Consider the following 17,312-nt stretch of genomic DNA (forward strand, 5'->3'; position numbering starts at 1 on the left):
TCGTCGACGTCGTGGGTCACGAACACCACGGTCGTCGGGTGGGTGCTCCACGTGTCGACGAGCAGTCGCTGCATGCCGCCGCGGGTCTGGGTGTCGAGTGCGCCGAACGGCTCGTCCATCATCACGGCCCGCGGCGCCCCCGCGAGGCCGCGCGCCAACTGCACCCGCTGCCGCATGCCGCCGGACAGGTTCTTGGGGAGGAAGTCTCCGAAACCGGTGAGTCCCACCTCCTCGATCCAGCGATCGGCGGTGTCGCGCCGCCCCTTGCGGGGTTCGCCGCGCAGTGCGAGGGCCAGCTCGATGTTCGAGCGGACGGTGCGCCACGGGAGAAGTGCGTTGTCCTGGAAGACGACGGCCCGGTCCCGGGACGTCGATGTCACCACCGCGCCATCGGCGACGACGCTGCCCGAATCGGGCGGCAGCAGACCGGCCAGAGCGCGCAGCACGGTGGACTTCCCGCACCCGGAAGGTCCGGTGAGAACCAGGATCTCGCCCGGAACCACGGTCAGCGACAGCGAACCGATGACCGGGTTCCCGGTGTAGGACAGGGTGACGTCGTCGAGGACCAGCGACATGCCGGCGGTCACGGACGGTGCTGCGGTGGCGGTCATGCGCGCTCCCCTCGCGGCAGCCAGCGGGTGACGCGCCGGCCGAGCAGTTCGACTGCGCCGGACGTGACGAACCCGAGGATGCCGATGGTGATCATCCCGACGAAGACGCCGGGATAGTCGACGATCGTGTACGCCTGCCAGGTGCGGTACCCGACACCGAGCCTGCCGGAGATCATCTCGGCGGAGATCACGCAGATCCACGCCACGCCGATTCCGACCGACAGTCCACCGAACACGCCTGGCAGGATGCCGGGGAGCACCACCCGCGACAGCACGTCCCACGGCCCGCCGCCCAGCGTGCGCACCGAGTCCTCCCACAGCGTCGGGAGGGCCCGTACCGCGTGCCGGGTGCTCACCATGATCGGGAAGAACGCGGCCACGAACGTGATGAAGACGATGCCCGCCTCGTCGCTGGGAAACAGCAGGATCGCGACGGGCACCACCGCGATGGCCGGGATCGGCCGAGCGAGTTCCGTCAGCGGTCCGAGGACGTCGGCGAAGAGTTCCGATCTGCCGAGGGCGATTCCGGTGGCCACACCGACGACGGTCGCGAGTCCGAATCCGCTGAGGATCCGGATCAGCGACTGCCCGAGGTCGAGGTAGAACAGTTCGGTCTGCAGCTGGGTGCCGAACGCGGACACGATGTCGGTGACGGTGGGGAGCGTGTCGAACCGCAACCACAGCCGCACGTCGTGGGCGGTCAGCAGCTGCCACGCGGTGATCGCGGCCGCGACCGATGCGATCCGGACGGCCCGGGACCGCCACGGTGACGACCGTCGGCGGATCCTTGCCGGATCATGTTCTTCCACAGCGGATTCGGTGTCGGTCAGGACGGCCGACTTCTCCAGGGTGGTCACTGCCGGACCTCCTCGACCGCGCGGTCGTACGTGATCGCGCCGCCCGTGGGGTGTGCGCGCAGGTACCGGTCGGCCGCGGCGCCGGTGGTGAACGGCAGGAAGGTGTCGCCGTCGCGCACCCACACCGCCTTGTCCGCGAACCATCGGGTGCCCAGTTCGGCGTCCGGGACGTACGCGGAGCGAACCGCGCGACCCTCGGCCTGGGCCTGCTTCACCGCCCGCAGCAGGCACGTCGGGTTCGCGGCCGGCTGGGTCTCGGCGGCGCCGTCGATCCAGACCTCCCCGGCCAGGGCCGGATCGTCCGCGGGCGTGGCGCACACCGGGTCGGTGCCGGTGACGGCGGTCGGGTTGGCCGTGGACGCCAGCGCGGTGTCGTAGTTCTGCCCGTCGGCCTCGAACGCGGACCGGAGCGGCGCGTCGTTCACGAAGCCCCCGACGTCGAGGTCGGCGAAGTCGCCGATCGACTTCAGGTACGGCACATCGTTCTTCAGCGCATCGATGAGCCCGGGCTTGAGGGTGGTGTCGAACGACGTGCCGCCCGGACCGTTGTACAGGTACACCACCTCCTGGGGCAGGCCGCTCGCCTCGGCCACGATCCGCGATGCCTCGAGCGGTTCCGTCCGGATGAAGCGCGTGGCGTCGAGCTGCGCCCGCAGGAACGCGTCGAGCACCTCGGGGTGTTCGTCGGCGTACGCGTCCCGGACCACCACGCCGTGCAGGGTCGGGGTGTGGAGTTCGGCGCCGTCGTACAACAGCTTGGCCTTGTCCTGGAAGACGAGGAGTCCGGGCCAGGCGACGAACTGCGACAGCGCCGCCACCTGACCGGATTCCAGGGCCGAGGATCCGACCTGCGGCTGCTGGTTGAGCACTTCGACGCCGGTGCCCGGGTCGATTCCGGCGCGGTCGAGGGCCTGGACGAGGGTGCCGTGGCCCGCGGAGCCGACGCTCGCGGACACCTTCTTGCCGGCCAGGTCGGCGAGCGTGTTCGCGGGTGAATTCGGTGGCACCACCACCATGTTCAGGGCGCCCTCGGGGTTGTAGCCGGTCACCGAGACGATCTCGGTCTTCGACCGCGGATTCGCCTGGGTGCGGGAGCCGTTGATCAGCATCGGGTAGTCGCCCATCGATCCGATGTCGATCTTCTCGGCCACCATCTGAGCGGTGATCGGAGCACCGGTGTCGTAGTCCTGCCACTCGACGGAGTACGTGGTCCCGGTCTGCTCGGTCACGTCCTGCAGGCGCTGTTCGAGGTATCCCTGCGCGCGGAGCAGGGTGCCGGCGGTGACGGTGTTGATCGTCTTGGACTGATACCCGATCACCACTGTGACCGCGTCGGCGTTGCCGGTCGACGGTTCGAGGGAGCAGCTCGTCGCCACGAGTGTCAGTGCCGCGGCGGCGATCGCGAAGGTGGGGAAGCGTCGCTTCATCTGTGTGGTCTTTCGCTCAGCGGAGGAGGTACGGCATGTTCACGGTGACCGCGCCGGTCGGGCAGCGAGCCGCGCAGGGACCGCAGTACCAGCATTCGTCGACGTGCATGAAGGCCTTGCCGTTCTCCGGGTTGATGGCCAGCGAATCGAGCGGGCAGATCTCGACGCACAGGGTGCAGCCCTCGATGCACAGCGACTCGTCGATGGTGACGGGCACGTCGGCTCGTTGATTGACCAGAGTCATGAGGTGAGCTCCCAGTTCGTGATGTCGGGACGTCGGACGAGGCTGCTGCGCATGGTGATTCGGTCACCGCGCATGCGGATGTATTCGAGGTCGACGGGACGTCCGTCGACGAGCCGGGCGAGGCGTTCGAGCAACAGGAGCGCCGCGCCCTCGGGTGTCTGGAGATTTGCGGCCGAATGCGCATCGGCGTTGACGGATTCGATCGCCAGATCGGCGGAGCCGAGCGACTGACCGCAGACCTCCTCGATCAGCGCGAAGACGTCGTTGGTTTCGAGGTCGTGGCCGAGGATCTCGGCCCCGATGTCGGGGACGAGGTAGGTGAGGTCGAGGCTGAGTGGCAGGTCGCCGAGGTAGCGCACCCGCTCGATGTAGACGGCGGGTTCGCCCGGCTCGAGCTGCAGACGGCGGGTCACCGCGGGCGGCGGGGTGATCTCCACGGCCGAGCGGACGTCGTTGCGCACCTCGCCGTGCCCCTTGAGCGTCTCCTTCAGCCCGAGCAGGGCGTCGAGACCGTGGTCGTACTTGCGTTGCGCCACGTGGGTTCCCACACGGGGGGCCCGGTCGATGAGCCCCTCCTGCTTCAGCAGCGCCAGTCCGTCGCGTACCGCATTGCGCGACACACCGAACTCGGCGGCCAGCTCCGACTCCGACGGCAATCCGCGCTCGGTGAAGGCGTCCGCGTGGATCTGCTGACGGAGCAGGTCGGCGAATCTGCGCGCATGGTCGGCACGGGAACTGCGCGACGCCGCCTGGAGGGGAGTCGGATTCACCACCACGGTCTCCTTCGTCGATTGTGCTGTGAGCTGGACGAAGACACACGCTAACGGCAGTCCGCCGGGCCGGGAGGCGTGGCGAACAGGCACTCGGACCGCGTCGGGTAATCGGCCGGGTCCTCGGTCGGAGTGGAACGCCTCACCAGCGAGAACACGGCAGCGACCGGGTAATGCGCCGGGTCGCGCCGAGCCCGGGATTTTCAATCACGGTGATTCGAAGTGGCGCCGTCCGCCGGTCGGGCCAGAATGTCTAGGTTAGGCTTACCTTCTGTTCTCGTCCCGAAGGAGCCGTTGCCGTGTTCGCACCCACCGCCAGACGTCAGATCGCCGTCGCACTCGCCGTGGCCAGTTCGTCCCTCTTCCTCGCCGCGTGCTCGTCCGGCGACAGCGGGGGCACCACGGAAGCGGCCGGTGAGGGATTTCCGGTCACGATCGAGAACACGTTCGGATCGACCACCCTCGACGCGGCACCCGGACGCATCGTCACGCTCGGATGGAACGCCCAGGACGTCGTCTACGCCCTCGGCGAGACACCGGTCGGCATGCCGAAGTACACGTACGGCGCCGAGGCGAACGGTGTGATGCCCTGGCTGCAGGACCGATTCGATCCGTCCCAGACCACCTTGCTCGACGCCGAAACGTCCACCCCCATCGAGGCGGCGGCGTCCCTGGCGCCGGACGTCGTCCTCGCCCCGTACGAGGGGTTCGACCAGGCGACGTACGAGAAGCTGTCGGGAATCGCGCCGACCGTGGCGTACCCGGACAAGGCGTGGCAGACCTCCTGGCAGGACCAGACGACGCTGGTCGGGCAGGCACTGGGCAAGAGCGCCGAGGCCGAGCAGCTCGTGGCCGGTCTCGACGACACCCTCGCCCAGACCGCCGCCGCGCATCCCGAATTCGCCGGCAAGACGATCTCGGTGATCAACTTCGACACCGACGCCGCGACCGTCAACGTCTACATGCCGTCCGATCCCCGCGTCCAGGTACTCACGCAGCTCGGCTTCACCGTGTCACCCGGCGTGCAGAAGCTGGCCGCGACGAACGATCCGGACAAGTTCTTCGCCGACATCTCCGTCGAGAACATCTCCGATGTCGACGCCGACGTCGTGGTCGCGTTCGTCCCGGAGAACACCTCCATCGCCGCGAACCCGGCCTACGCGAATCTCGGCGCCATCGGACGCGGCACCGCCGTACCGCTGTCGGACACGAAGATCATCTCGGGGCTCAGCCAGACCAGCGTCCTCGCGACACCGTGGGTTCTGGACAAGCTGACACCTCAGCTCAGCGAGGCCGCGAAGAAAGCGGGTGCCTGAACTCCCGCCTGACAGGCGGTGTCGGGCGTAGCGTATTCCGGGACACGCATTTCGGTTGTGCCCGCATCAGGAACGCTCGTCGAAAGCAGGTATGCGATGACGCAGATGTCCGAAAGACACACCGCGAAGGTCATCGGCGTCACCGTCGCCGCCGCGGTGGGTGGATTTCTCTTCGGTTTCGACAGCTCGGTCATCAACGGCGCCGTCGACTCCATTCAGGGCCATTTCGAGCTGGGGTCGTTCTTCACGGGTTTCGCCGTGGCGATTGCCCTGCTCGGATGTGCTGTGGGCGCGTGGTTTGCGGGTCGCCTCGCGGACCGCTGGGGCCGCAAGAAAGTGATGCTGCTCGGCTCGGTGCTGTTCGTCGTGTCTTCGCTCGGAGCGGGTCTCGCGTTCAGCGTCCCCGACCTGATGCTGTGGCGCGTCCTCGGCGGCCTCGGCATCGGTATCGCGTCGGTCATTGCGCCCACGTACATCTCGGAGATCGCGCCGGCCCGATACCGGGGCGCGTTGGCGTCGCTGCAGCAGTTGGCCATCACTCTCGGCATCTTCGCCGCGCTGCTGTCGGACGCGGTGCTGCAGAACGCCGCGGGCGGCGCGTCGAACGAGTTGTGGCTGAACCTCGAGGCCTGGCGCTGGATGTTCATCGTCGGTGTGATCCCCGCGGTCGTGTACGGCATTCTCGCCCTGCTCATTCCCGAGTCTCCGCGGTACCTCGTGGGTAAGCACCTCGATCAGGAAGCGGCCGACATCCTCGCGAACATCACCGGCGAGGTCAACCCGCACGAGCGCGTCTCCGAGATCCGGCTCACGCTGCGCCACGAATCGACGGCGTCGTTCGACGATATTCGCGGCCCGAAGTTCGGGCTGCAGCCAATCGTCTGGGTCGGCATCTTCATGGCCATCTTCCAGCAGTTCGTGGGTATCAACGCGATCTTCTACTACTCCACCACGCTCTGGAAGTCGGTGGGCTTCACCGAGAACGAGTCGTTCACCACGTCGGTGATCACCGCGATCATCAACGTGGGTATGACGTTCGTCGCGATCCTGTTCGTCGACCGGATCGGCAGGCGCATCCTGCTCATGGTCGGCTCGCTCGGCATGTTCGTGAGCCTGCTCATGGCCGCTATCGCGTTCTCCCAGGCGACGGGCAGCGGCGACGACGTCGTGCTCCCCAGCCCGTGGGGGGCCGTCGCCCTGATCGGCGCCAACCTGTTCGTGATCTTCTTCGCCGCCACCTGGGGCCCGGTCATGTGGGTGATGCTGGGCGAGATGTTCCCCAACAACATGCGCGCCTACGCACTCGGCATCAGCACGGCGGCCAACTGGATCGCGAACTTCACGGTCACGCTGTCGTTCCCGCCGCTCACCCGCTCGGTGGGGCTGTGGTTCCTGTACGGACTGTTCGCATTCTTCGCGTTGCTGTCCTTCTTCTTCGTCCGGTCGAAGGTCCGGGAGACGAAGGGGATGGAACTCGAGGAGATGCACACCTGACCCCGGCACGAACGGATCCGGCCGAATCACAGTGTGATTCGGCCGGATCTCTTCGGGTGGGGCGCCGGGTCTACTGGCCGCTGTTCTCCGCGCGCTGCGCGTCGAGACCGGCGACGACGCCGTTCTGCTGCCCGGAGCGCGAGTTGCCGAGACCGGCGAACCATCCGGTGATCTGCCGGGCGACGTCCTGCGCGGTGAGACCCAACTCGGTGTGGATCTGTGCGCGCGACGCGTGGTCGAGGAACCGTTGCGGCACTCCGAGATCACGACACGGCACGTCCACCCCGGCCGACCGCAGCGCCGCGGAGACGGTGGAACCGATGCCGCCGTGCAGACCGCTGTCCTCGACGGTGACCACCATCGTGTAGCCCTCGGCGAGCTTCACCAGCGACTCCGGAACCGGCAGGACCCACCGTGGGTCGACGACGGTCGCCGAGATGCCCTGCTGTTCCAGTCGTTCCGCGGCGGCGAGCGCGAGACCGGCGAACGCGCCGACCGACACGATCAGCACGTCGTTCCGCCCGGAGGGGGCACGGAGGATGTCGACGACGCCGTCGAGGCGGCTCACCGCGGGCACGTCGTCACAGACAGTGCCCTTCGGGAAGCGGAGGGCGGTCGGGCCGTCGTCCACGGCCAGCGCCTCGTCCAACTCCTCCCGCAGGGTGGCGGTGTCGCGGGGAGCGGCGACCTTCATTCCGGGGACGATGCCCAGCAGCGACATGTCCCACATGCCATTGTGGCTGGCGCCGTCGTTGCCCGTGATCCCCGCACGGTCGAGGACGAGGGTGACGGGCAGGTTCAGCAACGCCACGTCCATCAGCAGCTGATCGAATGCGCGGTTGAGGAACGTCGAGTAGACCGCGACCACCGGGTGCAGTCCCCCGAGAGCGAGACCGGCCGCCGACGTGACGGCGTGCTGCTCCGCGATCCCGACGTCGAACATGCGGTCGGGATACTTCTCGCCGAACGCCGCGAGACCCGTCGGGCCCGCCATCGCGGCGGTGATCGCGACGATGTCCTGCCGGTGACTCGCCTGATCGATGAGCTCGGCGGAGAACACCGACGTCCAGTCGGCGGACGCCTTTCCGGTCGACCTGCCCGTCACCGGATCGATCACGCCGGTCGAATGCATCTGATCGGCCACGTGGTTCTCGGCGGGCGCGTAGCCCATGCCCTTGCGGGTGACGGCGTGGACGATGACCGGTCCACCGAACGCCTTCGCGCGGCGCAGCGCGGATTCGAGTGCAGCCTCGTCGTGCCCGTCGACCGGTCCGAGGTACTTGATGCCCAGATCCGTGAACATCACCTGCGGGGCGACCGCGTCCTTGAGACCCGCCTTCATGCCGTGCAGAACCGAGTAGGCGGTGCGGCCCACCCACGGAAGCTTCTTCACCATCCGACGACCGCTGTCGAGGATGCGCTCGTACCCCGGCTGGAGGCGGAGGGCCGCGAGGTGGTCGGCGAGCCCGCCGATGGTCGGCGCGTACGAGCGACCGTTGTCGTTGACGACGATGACCACCGAGCGGTCCTTGCCGGCCGCGATGTTGTTGAGGGCCTCCCAGCACATGCCGCCGGTGAGCGCGCCGTCCCCCACGACGGCGACGACGTGGCGGTCCTGGCCGGTCAGCTCGAACGCCTTCGCGAGGCCGTCCGCGTACGACAGCGACGCCGACGCGTGGGACGACTCGACCCAGTCGTGGTCGCTCTCCGCCCGGCACGGGTAGCCGGACAGGCCGCCCTGCTTGCGGAGCGAGTCGAAATCGTCCTTGCGGCCGGTGAGGATCTTGTGGACGTACGCCTGGTGGCCCGTGTCGAAGATGATCGGGTCGGCGGGCGACTCGAAGATGCGGTGCAACGCGAGGGTCAGCTCGACGACGCCCAGGTTGGGACCGAGGTGCCCGCCGGTCGCGGCGACCTTCTGCACGAGGAACTCACGGATCTCGGCGGCGAGCTGCTTCATCTCCGCCGAATTCAGCTGACGAAGATCGTCAGGCGTCTGGATACGGGCAAGAACACCCAACGAGATCGCTCCCTCCGTGATGCACGCTGCCTTGCGTGCCTCTGCCACGTGGCTGTCGTGTCACGTCACAGTGGAACCAGTCTACGGAGCCGCGGAAGTGCGGGACACACGGTACCGGCCGCTGCGGCACCGTGGTGCGGCTTCGTCCTCGGGCATTCCGGCCACAGCCGTGACCGGCTTCACACAATTGTGTCGCCGGGCGGGCCGAACGGAACACCCGACATCGTCGTGAACAGCCTCTAGGGTCGTCTCATGAGCACCGTCGTGGACGCGCTGATCGGAAAAGTCTTCACCGAAACCCGGAAGAATCGCGGCGGCGAACTCGCCGACTACATTCCCGAGCTCGCCGCAGTCGCCCCCGACTCCTTCGGCATCTGCATCGCGACCGTGGACGGCTACGTGTACGAGGTCGGCGACACCCGCCTGCCGTTCACGATCCAATCCATTTCGAAACCGTTCACGTACGCCCTGGCGCTCGCCGATCGCGGGCCCGACGCCGTCGCCGAGAAGATCGACGTCGAACCGTCCGGGGAGCCGTTCAACGAGATCAGCCTCGATCCCCGGACGGAGCGCCCCCGCAATCCGATGATCAACGCCGGGGCGATCACCGCCGCGTCGCTGATCGCCGGACCGGACGTGGACACCCGGTTCGAGCGGATCCGGGCGACGTACTCGAGGTACGCGGGACGGGACCTGACGTTCAACCGGTCGGTGTACGAGTCCGAGTCACGGACCGGCCACCGCAACCGGGCCATCGGCCACATGCTGCGCTCGTTCGACATCATCACCGACGACCCCGACGAGGCGGTGGACCTGTACTTCCGCCAGTGTTCCCTCGACGTGACGTGCCGCGACCTGAGCCTGATGGCCGCGACGATGGCGAACAACGGCGTCAATCCCGCCACCCGGGAGACGGTGCTCGAGCCCTTTCTCGTCGAGCGGGTCCTGAGCGTGATGTCGACGTGCGGCATGTACGACGCCGCAGGTAAATGGGTGTACGAGGTCGGATTGCCCGCCAAGAGTGGGGTCGGTGGCGGGATCGTCGCCGTCCTCCCCGGGCAGATCGGGATCGCGATCTACTCACCGCGCCTCGATTCCCACGGCAACAGCGTCCGCGGAGTCGAGGCGTGCCGGGCGCTGTCGAACGAGCTCGAGTTGCACTTCCTGCACGTCACCCGCGCCGCTCGCTCCGCGGTGCGCGCCCGGTACTCGGTGTCGGACGCCCCCTCACGGTTGCGGCGGTCACCCTCCGAACGGGCCGCCCTCGACGACGTCGGCAAGCGCAGCCGGATCTACGAGCTGCACGGAGACCTGCTGTTCGCCGGCGCGGAGAGCGCCGTTCGCGAGATCGGCGCCGTCGAGGAAGACCTCGAGGTGGTGGTCGTCGACGTCCGCCGGGTCGACGAGGTCAGCGGGGTCTCGCGCCGGATGATCGAGACACTGCGGGCCGACCTCGCCGACCGGAGGTGTGCGATCGCGTTCGTCGACCCCGCCGGTCTGCTCGGCAACACCCACTCCGACCTGTCCGGGAACACCGGCAGGGTGTTCGCCGACCTCGATGCCGCGGTGCAGTGGTGTGAGGACATCCTCCTCGAACGGCACTGCAGCACGGCCCGGCAGCCGTCGTCCGTCACGATCGCCGAGCATCCGATGCTGTCCACCCTCAGCCCGCAGCAGCTGCAGCGGTTCACCCGCGACCTCGTCACCCGCTCCTACGCTCGCGGTGAACTCCTCGTCCATCGGGGCGACCGCGCGTGTGGGCTGTTCCTCATCCTGTCCGGGCGGTTGAGCTCCACCGTCAGCGACCAGTCGGGTGCGGTGCACCGGGTGATGACGTTGTCGGCGGGGATGAGCTTCGGTGAGATGACGATGATGCTCGACTCCCGCTTCCTCAACGACGTCCGAGCCGACACGCCGGTGACGGTCGCGGTGCTGACGTCCGAGCGCTACGCCGAAATGGCCTCGGAGGAACCGAAACTCAAGTTGGCGCTGCTCGAGCGTCTCGCGTCGGGCGCGTACGAGCAGCTCGATGTGATGCTGCGGTCCCTGCTGCGGCAGGGCGACGGCATCTGACCTGCTCCCGCGAGAACCCCGCGAAAAGGCGTTGCCCGATTCGGAAAAATCGGACAGGCTGGGGGCTCGGAATCGACGACGCCGAAATCGAAAGCAGGGGGCAATGCTCACAGCGACCAAGCTGGCCATCGAGACGACAGGGCTCGTCAAGACATTCGGATCCACGCACGCGGTCGACGGCCTGGATCTGGCCGTGCCGCTCGGCGGCGTCTACGGCGTTCTCGGGCCGAACGGGGCGGGCAAGACCACCGCGATCCGCATGCTGGCCACACTCCTGCCCCTCGACGGCGGAACGGCCACCGTGCTGGGGCACGACGTCGCGAGCGAACCGGACGCCGTCCGCAGCAAGGTCTCCCTGACCGGGCAGTTCGCGTCGCTCGACGAGGACCTGACGGGCACCGAGAATCTGCTGCTGCTCGGCCGGCTGTACGGGTACTCCCGGGCGGCGGCCCGCACCCGCTCCGAACAGTTGCTGTCCGCCTTCGGACTCGAGGAGGCGGGCAACCGGCAGGTGAAGAACTACTCGGGCGGTATGCGCCGGCGGCTCGACATCGCGGCGAGCATCATCGTCACTCCCGAGATGATCTTCCTCGACGAACCCACCACCGGACTCGACCCGCGCAGCCGCAACCAGGTGTGGGAGATCGTCCGGGCGCTGGTGGCCGGCGGCACGACGGTGCTGCTGACCACGCAGTACCTCGACGAAGCCGATCAGCTCGCCGACCGGGTGGCCGTCATCGATCACGGCAAGGTCATCGCCGAGGGCACCACGGGCGAGCTCAAGGCCTCCGTCGGATCGGGCGCGCTACACGTGCGCGTCACCGATGTCGCCACCCGTCCCGCGGCTGCGGCGTTGCTGCGCGAGATCCTCGAGGTGCCGGTCGTCGAGGAAGCAGATCCGGCCGCCCTCACCGCCCGCATCGACGACCCGAAGCGGGTCTCGCGGGCGCTGCCCGCACTCGACGACGCCGGAATCGCCGTCAGCACGTTCGCTTTGGGGCAGCCGAGCCTCGACGAAGTCTTCCTCTCCCTCACCGGCCGACCCACCGAGGAGCATGCGTCATGACCTCCACCACCGACCGGACCGCCGACACCGCCACCGCTGTCGCCGACGTCCTGCAGATGCCCGGCCCGCGGCCGGCGAGACCCACCGCCTGGTCCACCTCGCTGTCGTTCGGATGGCGTGCCCTGCTCAAGATCAAGCACGTCCCCGAGCAGCTGTTCGACGTGACGATGTTCCCGATCATGTTCACGTTGATGTTCACGTACCTCTTCGGGGGCGCGCTCGCCGGATCGACCAGCGCGTACGTCCAGTTCCTGCTGCCGGGCATCCTCGTGCAGACGGTCGTCATGATCACCATGTACACCGGCCTGACGCTCAACAAGGACATCGAGAAGGGTGTCTTCGACCGGTTCCGGTCGCTTCCGATCTGGCGGCCGTCACCGCTCGTCGGCGCGCTGCTCGGTGACGTCGTCCGCTACACCATCGCCTCGATCATCGTTCTGATCCTCGGGCTGGTGCTGGGTTTCCGCCCGGACGGCGGTCTCGTCGGCGTGGTCGCGTCGATCGGCCTTCTGCTGCTGTTCTCGTTCAGCCTGTCGTGGATCTGGACGATGTTCGCGATGCTCATGCGCACCGAACAGGCAGTCATGGGTGTGTCGATGTTCATCCTGTTCCCGCTGACGTTCGCCAGCAATATCTTCGTCGACCCCGCGACCATGCCGGGCTGGCTCCAGGCCTTCGTCGGCGTCAACCCGATCAGCAAGCTGGTGACGTCCATCCGCGGGCTCATGGCCGGGTCGGTGGAGATGGCGGAACTCGCCGCCGTCCTCGGTTGGTGCGCCGGGTTCGTGGTGATCTTCGGACCGCTGACGATGCGGCTGTACAACCGTAAGTCGTGACGGTGGCGACATCCGAGCCCGCCGAGCGATCGGTGACGGTACGAGGATCCGGAATCGTGTCCGCGGTTCCGGATCTCGTCCGCGCCGCCGTCACCGTGACAGCGACTCGGCCCGCGGTCGCTGCCGCGTTCGAGGCGGTCGCGCGGTCCACCACGGCCGTCACCGACGTTCTCCGCGGACACGGCGTCTCGGGCCCCGACCTCGCGACCACCGGACTGTCCGTGCATTCGGAAACGACGTGGACCGAGGGCCGGGGCAGCGAGGTGACCGGTTACACCGCGGCGACGACGCTGCAGATCACCGTCCGCGCGGACGACGCGGACGGTGAGTCTGGGGCGTCACCGGCACAGGTGGTGGCCGCCTGCGTGGGCGCGGGGGGCGACGACATCCGCCTCGGCGGACTCGAATTCGACTTTTCCGACCCCGCCGCCCTGACGGCCACCGCCCGGGAGCGGGCGTGGGCCGACGCGCTCGCCAAGGCGGAGCAGTACGCCTCGCTGTCGCAGCGTGCACTGGGCGAGGTGCTGGAGATCTCGGAAGTCGACACCGGCGACGTGTCACCGCGGCCGGTCGTGAAGGCGTTCGCGGCGGCCGACTCCCCGATCGCCGTCGAACGGGGCGAGAAACCGACCCGGGTCGATGTCCGGGTGCGGTGGCGCCTGACCTAGACCCGCGGTCCGCGCTGCTGAACGGATGTGGTGAAGGTGTCGTTGAGCTGGGTCAGTGAGGTCACCGCGGCCAGGGCCTGTTCCTGGGACCAGCCTTCGAGCATGCCGCGCAGGCGTTCGGCCCGGCGTTCGGTGGTCTCGCGCAGAATGTCCATTCCGTTCGGCGACACCCGGATACGGGAGGCACGTTTGTCGTCGGGGTCGGCTGTTCGGGACACGTACCCCGCGTCGACCAGCTCGGAGATCTGCCGGCTCAGCGAAGACTGGCTGACGCAGAGGTCGGTGGCCAGTTCGTTCTGCCGGCACTCCCCGCGCGCGGCGAGCACGAAGAGCACGCTCGTCAACGCGGGTGCGATCGGAGTCTCACCGCTCGCGGCGACGACCGCCCGCAACGATCGCCCGAGCGCGAAGACCGCATCGACGAGCGCTTGCGCAGTATCTGCCTCTACCGACATCCAGTCCCCGTCCCAACACTCTCTACTTGCGGGGTCAACTATACGTAAAGTTGCGTTCGGTAAACAACGATGCACCCGTTGTCAGCGCGTCAGCAACGCGATGCACTCCACGTGGTGCGTGAGAGGGAACGCATCGAACGCACGGAGCTCGTCGAGCCGGAATCCGTGCCCCAGGTAGAGACCGATGTCGCGGGCGAACGACGCCGGATCGCACCCCACGTGAACGACGCGTTCGGCGCCCGCCGCGGCCACCGCATCGATCACGTCCCGTCCCGCGCCCGCGCGCGGCGGATCGAGCACCACCACGCGTGGCGGGCCGGTCAACCCGGACATCGCGCGCTCCACCCGGTCGGCATGGAAACGCACCTGCGGGACGTCGGACAGCGCGGCCTTCCCGTCCGAGACGGCCTGGCGCGAGGACTCGACGGAATCCACGTGCCCGGACGCTCCGGCACCGCCCGCAAGGGCGACGGCGAACACTCCCACCCCGCCGTACAGGTCCCACGCGGTGTCCCCCGCGGACATCCCGGCCCATTCGGCGACCACGGCCGAATAGGTGTCCGCGGCGCCGCGGTGCGCCTGCCAGAACCCGGTGGCGGCGAGCGCCCATTCGCGGTCGCGCACCCGTTCGACCGGACGACCCGAACCGACGACCACGCGTTCGGCTCGCGGCGCACCGACGGCGGCGCGCCGTGCCATGGCACCGCGGCGCCCGGGGCTCGTCCGGCCGGTCCGGGACACCTTCGGTGGGGCGATCTCGACGACGTGCCGCTCCCCCGCGCCGTCGAGAACGATCTGAACCTCGCTACCCGGCGTCCAATCACGTTCGCTCACACCGTCATAGGCGGCAACGTCGATCTGCGGGCACGCGAGCTCGGTAACGATGCCGGAACTGCGATGCCGGTGATAGCCGGGACGCCCGTCCTGGTCGACGGCGAGCCGCACCCGCGTGCGCCAGCCGGTGCCGTCCCCCGTGCCGGGTAGTTCCTCGACCTCCACGTCCCGCTGTACCCGCGCGAGCCGCACCAGCTGTTCGGACACCACCTGCGACTTCATGTCCCGCTGCACGTGCAGGGTCGCGTGCGAGAAGTCGCAGCAGCCCGCGCCGCCCGGACCCGACACCGGGCACACCGGGGTGACCCGCTCAGGGGACGCGTCGAGGATCTCGATCGCGTCGGCCCGGCAGTAGGACCCGCCGCGGTCCTCGGTGACGAGCGCCGTCACCCGCTCCCCCGGCAGCCCGTGCCGGACGAAGACCACCCGGCCCTCGTGCCGGGCGACGACGAAACCGCCGTGCCCGGGATTTCCGAGCCGCAGTTCGAGGCGGCGGTCCAACCAGTTCTCGCTCAACGTTTCTCGCCCGTCACTTGTCGTCGGCTTCGTAGCCGCGGCGCGAGGCCCCGGCCGTGTATTCGATGTTCAGGGTCTTCGCCTTCTCCGACGAGTTCAGCTGCCACGGAACGCTCGTGACCATCACGCCGGGCTGGAACAGCAGCCGGCTCTTGAGCCGCAGCGCGCTCTGGTTGTGCAGGATCTGCTCCCACCAGTGGCCCACCACGTACTCGGGGATGAACACGGTCACGACGTCCCGCGGCGAATCCTTGCGGACGCGGCGCACGTAGTCGAGGACCGGTTTGGTGATCTCGCGGTACGGCGACTCGATCACCTTGAGCGGCACCGCGATGTCGCTCTTCTCCCACCGGCGCACGAGCGCCCGCGTGTCGGGTTCGTCGACGTTGACGGTGATCGCCTCGAGTGTGTCCGGCCGGGTGGCCCGGGCATAGGCGAGCGCGCGCATCGTCGGCATGTGCAGCTTCGAGACGAGGACGATGGAGTGCGTCCGGCTGGGCAGCACCCCGTCCCATTCCTGTTCCTCGAGTTCCCGGGCCACGCTGTCGTAGTGCTTCCGGATCAGTTTCATCACGACGAAGATCGCGACCATGGCCACGATCGCGATCCAGGCGCCGGCGGCGAACTTCGTGATGAGCACGATGATCAGCACGGCGCCGGTCATGGCGAGGCCGATGGAGTTGATCACCCGGGAACGCTGCATCCGCCGGCGCTGGGCGGGGTCGTTCTCGGTCGTCAGGTGCCGGGTCCAGTGCCGGATCATGCCGGTCTGGCTCAGCACGAAGGAGACGAACACGCCGACGATGTACAGCTGGATCAGCTTGGTCACCTCGGCGCCGAACAGGACGACGAATGCGATCGCGGCCCCGGACAGGAACAGGATGCCGTTGCTGAACGCCAGGCGATCGCCGCGTGTGTGCAGCTGACGGGGCAGGTAGCGGTCCTGCGCGAGGATCGATCCGAGCACCGGGAATCCGTTGAACGCCGTGTTGGCGGCCAGCACGAGGATCAGGGCCGTGACGATGGCGATGAAGTAGAACCCGATGGGGAACCCGCCGAACACCGTCTCGGCGATCTGCGCGATCAGCGTCTTCTGGTGGTAGCCGGCGGGGGCGCCGATCAGCTGCTCGGCCGGGTTGTGCGCGTACACGATCCCGATCTTCTGGGCCAGGATGATGATGCCCATCAGCAGGACGATGGCGATCGACCCCAGCAGCAGCAGCGTGGTGGCCGCGTTGCGGGACTTGGGCTTCTGGAACGCCGGCACACCGTTGCTGATCGCCTCGACACCGGTCAGGGCCGCACACCCGGAGGAGAAGGCCCGCGCGATGAGGAACGCGAACGCGATCCCGTACAGGTGGGAATCCTCGGCTTCGAGTTGGAATCCGGACGATTCTGCTTGCAGGTCCTCGCCGAGGACGAAGATCCGGAAGAACCCCCACAGCAACATCAGGACCATTCCGACGATGAATGCGTACGTCGGGATCGCGAAGGCGGCCCCGGATTCACGGATGCCGCGCAGGTTGATCGCGGTCAGCAGGACGATGGCCGCGACCGCGAACAGCACCTTGTGCTCCGCCACGAACGGCACCGCCGAACCGATGTTGGACGCCGCCGACGAGATGGACACCGCGACGGTGAGGACGTAGTCCACCAGCAGGGCGCTGCCGACTGTCAGACCCGCGGTGGGTCCGAGATTGACGGTGGCCACCTCGTAGTCGCCGCCGCCCGACGGGTAGGCGTGCACGTTCTGCCGGTAACTGGCGACGACCACGGCCATCACCGCGGCGACGGCGAGGCCGATCCAGGGGGTGTAGGCGTAGGCGGAGATGCCCGCCACCGACAGCACGAGGAAGATTTCCTCGGGAGCGTAGGCCACCGAGGACATCGCATCGGAGGCGAAGACCGGGAGAGCGATCCTCTTGGGAAGCAGCGTGTGCCCGAGCTTGTCGCTCCGGAAGGGTCTGCCTAGCAGTAGCCGCTTGGTGGCGGTCGAGAGCTTTGACACTGCCAAAGCGTAAGCCGTCCGTGGAAAAGCTGGACCCTCACCCACCAATGTGTCCGGATTGCGATCTCTGTCTCGGTTGCTCTTCTGCCGCGGCACTGTACGGTTCGATTCGGTACG

General features: G+C 68.1%; 15 protein-coding genes. 6 read left to right on the plus strand and 9 right to left on the minus strand.

Features of this window, described 5'->3' with window-relative positions:
- From RJ1_RS10670 to RJ1_RS10690, 5 genes are all read right to left on the minus strand, one after another.
- The coding region (locus tag RJ1_RS10670; protein ID WP_073359904.1) for an ABC transporter ATP-binding protein at positions 1 to 611 on the minus strand (611 nt) is incomplete at its 3' end.
- Positions 608 to 1,420, minus strand: coding sequence for an ABC transporter permease (locus RJ1_RS10675; RefSeq protein ID WP_240319993.1), 813 nt, complete (start codon positions 1,418 to 1,420; stop codon positions 608 to 610). The genes RJ1_RS10670 and RJ1_RS10675, both read right to left, overlap by 4 nt.
- 44 nt (positions 1,421 to 1,464) lie before the next feature.
- Complete coding sequence (locus tag RJ1_RS10680) at positions 1,465 to 2,895, minus strand: ABC transporter substrate-binding protein (RefSeq protein ID WP_073359905.1); 1,431 nt, start codon at positions 2,893 to 2,895, stop codon at positions 1,465 to 1,467.
- Between the two features lie 16 nt (positions 2,896 to 2,911).
- Entirely contained in the window at positions 2,912 to 3,139 is a 228-nt protein-coding gene (locus RJ1_RS10685; protein WP_005240903.1) for a 4Fe-4S dicluster domain-containing protein, read from the minus strand.
- Positions 3,136 to 3,915 carry a GntR family transcriptional regulator gene (locus RJ1_RS10690; protein WP_073359906.1) on the minus strand — a complete coding sequence of 260 codons (780 nt, stop codon included), beginning with the start codon at positions 3,913 to 3,915 and terminating at the stop codon, positions 3,136 to 3,138. Before RJ1_RS10690 ends, RJ1_RS10685 begins: the two co-directional genes overlap by 4 nt.
- Before the next feature lie 293 nt (positions 3,916 to 4,208).
- Here RJ1_RS10690 and RJ1_RS10695 point away from each other — a divergent pair, with 293 nt between their 5' ends.
- Together RJ1_RS10695 and RJ1_RS10700 are read left to right on the plus strand one after the other, a co-directional pair.
- Entirely contained in the window at positions 4,209 to 5,225 is a 1,017-nt protein-coding gene (locus RJ1_RS10695) for an iron-siderophore ABC transporter substrate-binding protein (RefSeq protein WP_073359907.1), read from the plus strand.
- 96 nt (positions 5,226 to 5,321) lie between these two features.
- Positions 5,322 to 6,719, plus strand: coding sequence for a sugar porter family MFS transporter (locus tag RJ1_RS10700; RefSeq protein ID WP_073359908.1), 1,398 nt, complete (start codon positions 5,322 to 5,324; stop codon positions 6,717 to 6,719).
- Between the two features lie 70 nt (positions 6,720 to 6,789).
- Here the strand turns inward: RJ1_RS10700 and dxs are convergent, their stop codons facing one another.
- The gene (dxs, locus tag RJ1_RS10705; protein WP_073360023.1) at positions 6,790 to 8,739 is read right to left on the minus strand and encodes a 1-deoxy-D-xylulose-5-phosphate synthase; all 1,950 of its coding nucleotides are present in this window, start codon (positions 8,737 to 8,739) and stop codon (positions 6,790 to 6,792) included.
- Between the two features lie 252 nt (positions 8,740 to 8,991).
- Here dxs and glsA point away from each other — a divergent pair, with 252 nt between their 5' ends.
- The 4 genes from glsA to RJ1_RS10725 all read left to right on the plus strand — a co-directional run bounded on the left by glsA (position 8,992) and on the right by RJ1_RS10725 (position 13,382).
- Positions 8,992 to 10,812 carry a glutaminase A gene (gene glsA, locus RJ1_RS10710; RefSeq protein WP_073359909.1) on the plus strand — a complete coding sequence of 607 codons (1,821 nt, stop codon included), beginning with the start codon at positions 8,992 to 8,994 and terminating at the stop codon, positions 10,810 to 10,812.
- 103 nt (positions 10,813 to 10,915) lie between these two features.
- Complete coding sequence (locus tag RJ1_RS10715) at positions 10,916 to 11,878, plus strand: ATP-binding cassette domain-containing protein (RefSeq protein ID WP_073359910.1); 963 nt, start codon at positions 10,916 to 10,918, stop codon at positions 11,876 to 11,878.
- Complete coding sequence (locus tag RJ1_RS10720; protein WP_073359911.1) at positions 11,875 to 12,714, plus strand: ABC transporter permease; 840 nt, start codon at positions 11,875 to 11,877, stop codon at positions 12,712 to 12,714. The genes RJ1_RS10715 and RJ1_RS10720 overlap by 4 nt, the downstream gene beginning before the upstream one ends.
- Positions 12,711 to 13,382, plus strand: coding sequence for an SIMPL domain-containing protein (locus RJ1_RS10725; RefSeq protein WP_073359912.1), 672 nt, complete (start codon positions 12,711 to 12,713; stop codon positions 13,380 to 13,382). Before RJ1_RS10720 ends, RJ1_RS10725 begins: the two co-directional genes overlap by 4 nt.
- Here RJ1_RS10725 and RJ1_RS10730 read toward each other — a convergent pair.
- From RJ1_RS10730 to RJ1_RS10740, 3 genes are all read right to left on the minus strand, one after another.
- A complete protein-coding gene (locus RJ1_RS10730; protein WP_073359913.1) occupies positions 13,379 to 13,837 on the minus strand; it encodes a MarR family winged helix-turn-helix transcriptional regulator in 459 nt (152 codons plus the stop codon). The two genes, RJ1_RS10725 and RJ1_RS10730, sit on opposite strands and share 4 nt — an antisense overlap.
- Before the next feature lie 81 nt (positions 13,838 to 13,918).
- Positions 13,919 to 15,187, minus strand: coding sequence for a class I SAM-dependent RNA methyltransferase (locus RJ1_RS10735; RefSeq protein WP_073359914.1), 1,269 nt, complete (start codon positions 15,185 to 15,187; stop codon positions 13,919 to 13,921).
- Between the two features lie 13 nt (positions 15,188 to 15,200).
- Entirely contained in the window at positions 15,201 to 17,195 is a 1,995-nt protein-coding gene (locus RJ1_RS10740; protein WP_073359915.1) for an APC family permease, read from the minus strand.
- Positions 17,196 to 17,312 lie beyond the last annotated feature (117 nt).

The organism is Rhodococcus jostii NBRC 16295 (genome assembly GCF_001894825.1).
Classification (GTDB): Bacteria; Actinomycetota; Actinomycetes; order Mycobacteriales; family Mycobacteriaceae; genus Rhodococcus_F; species Rhodococcus_F jostii.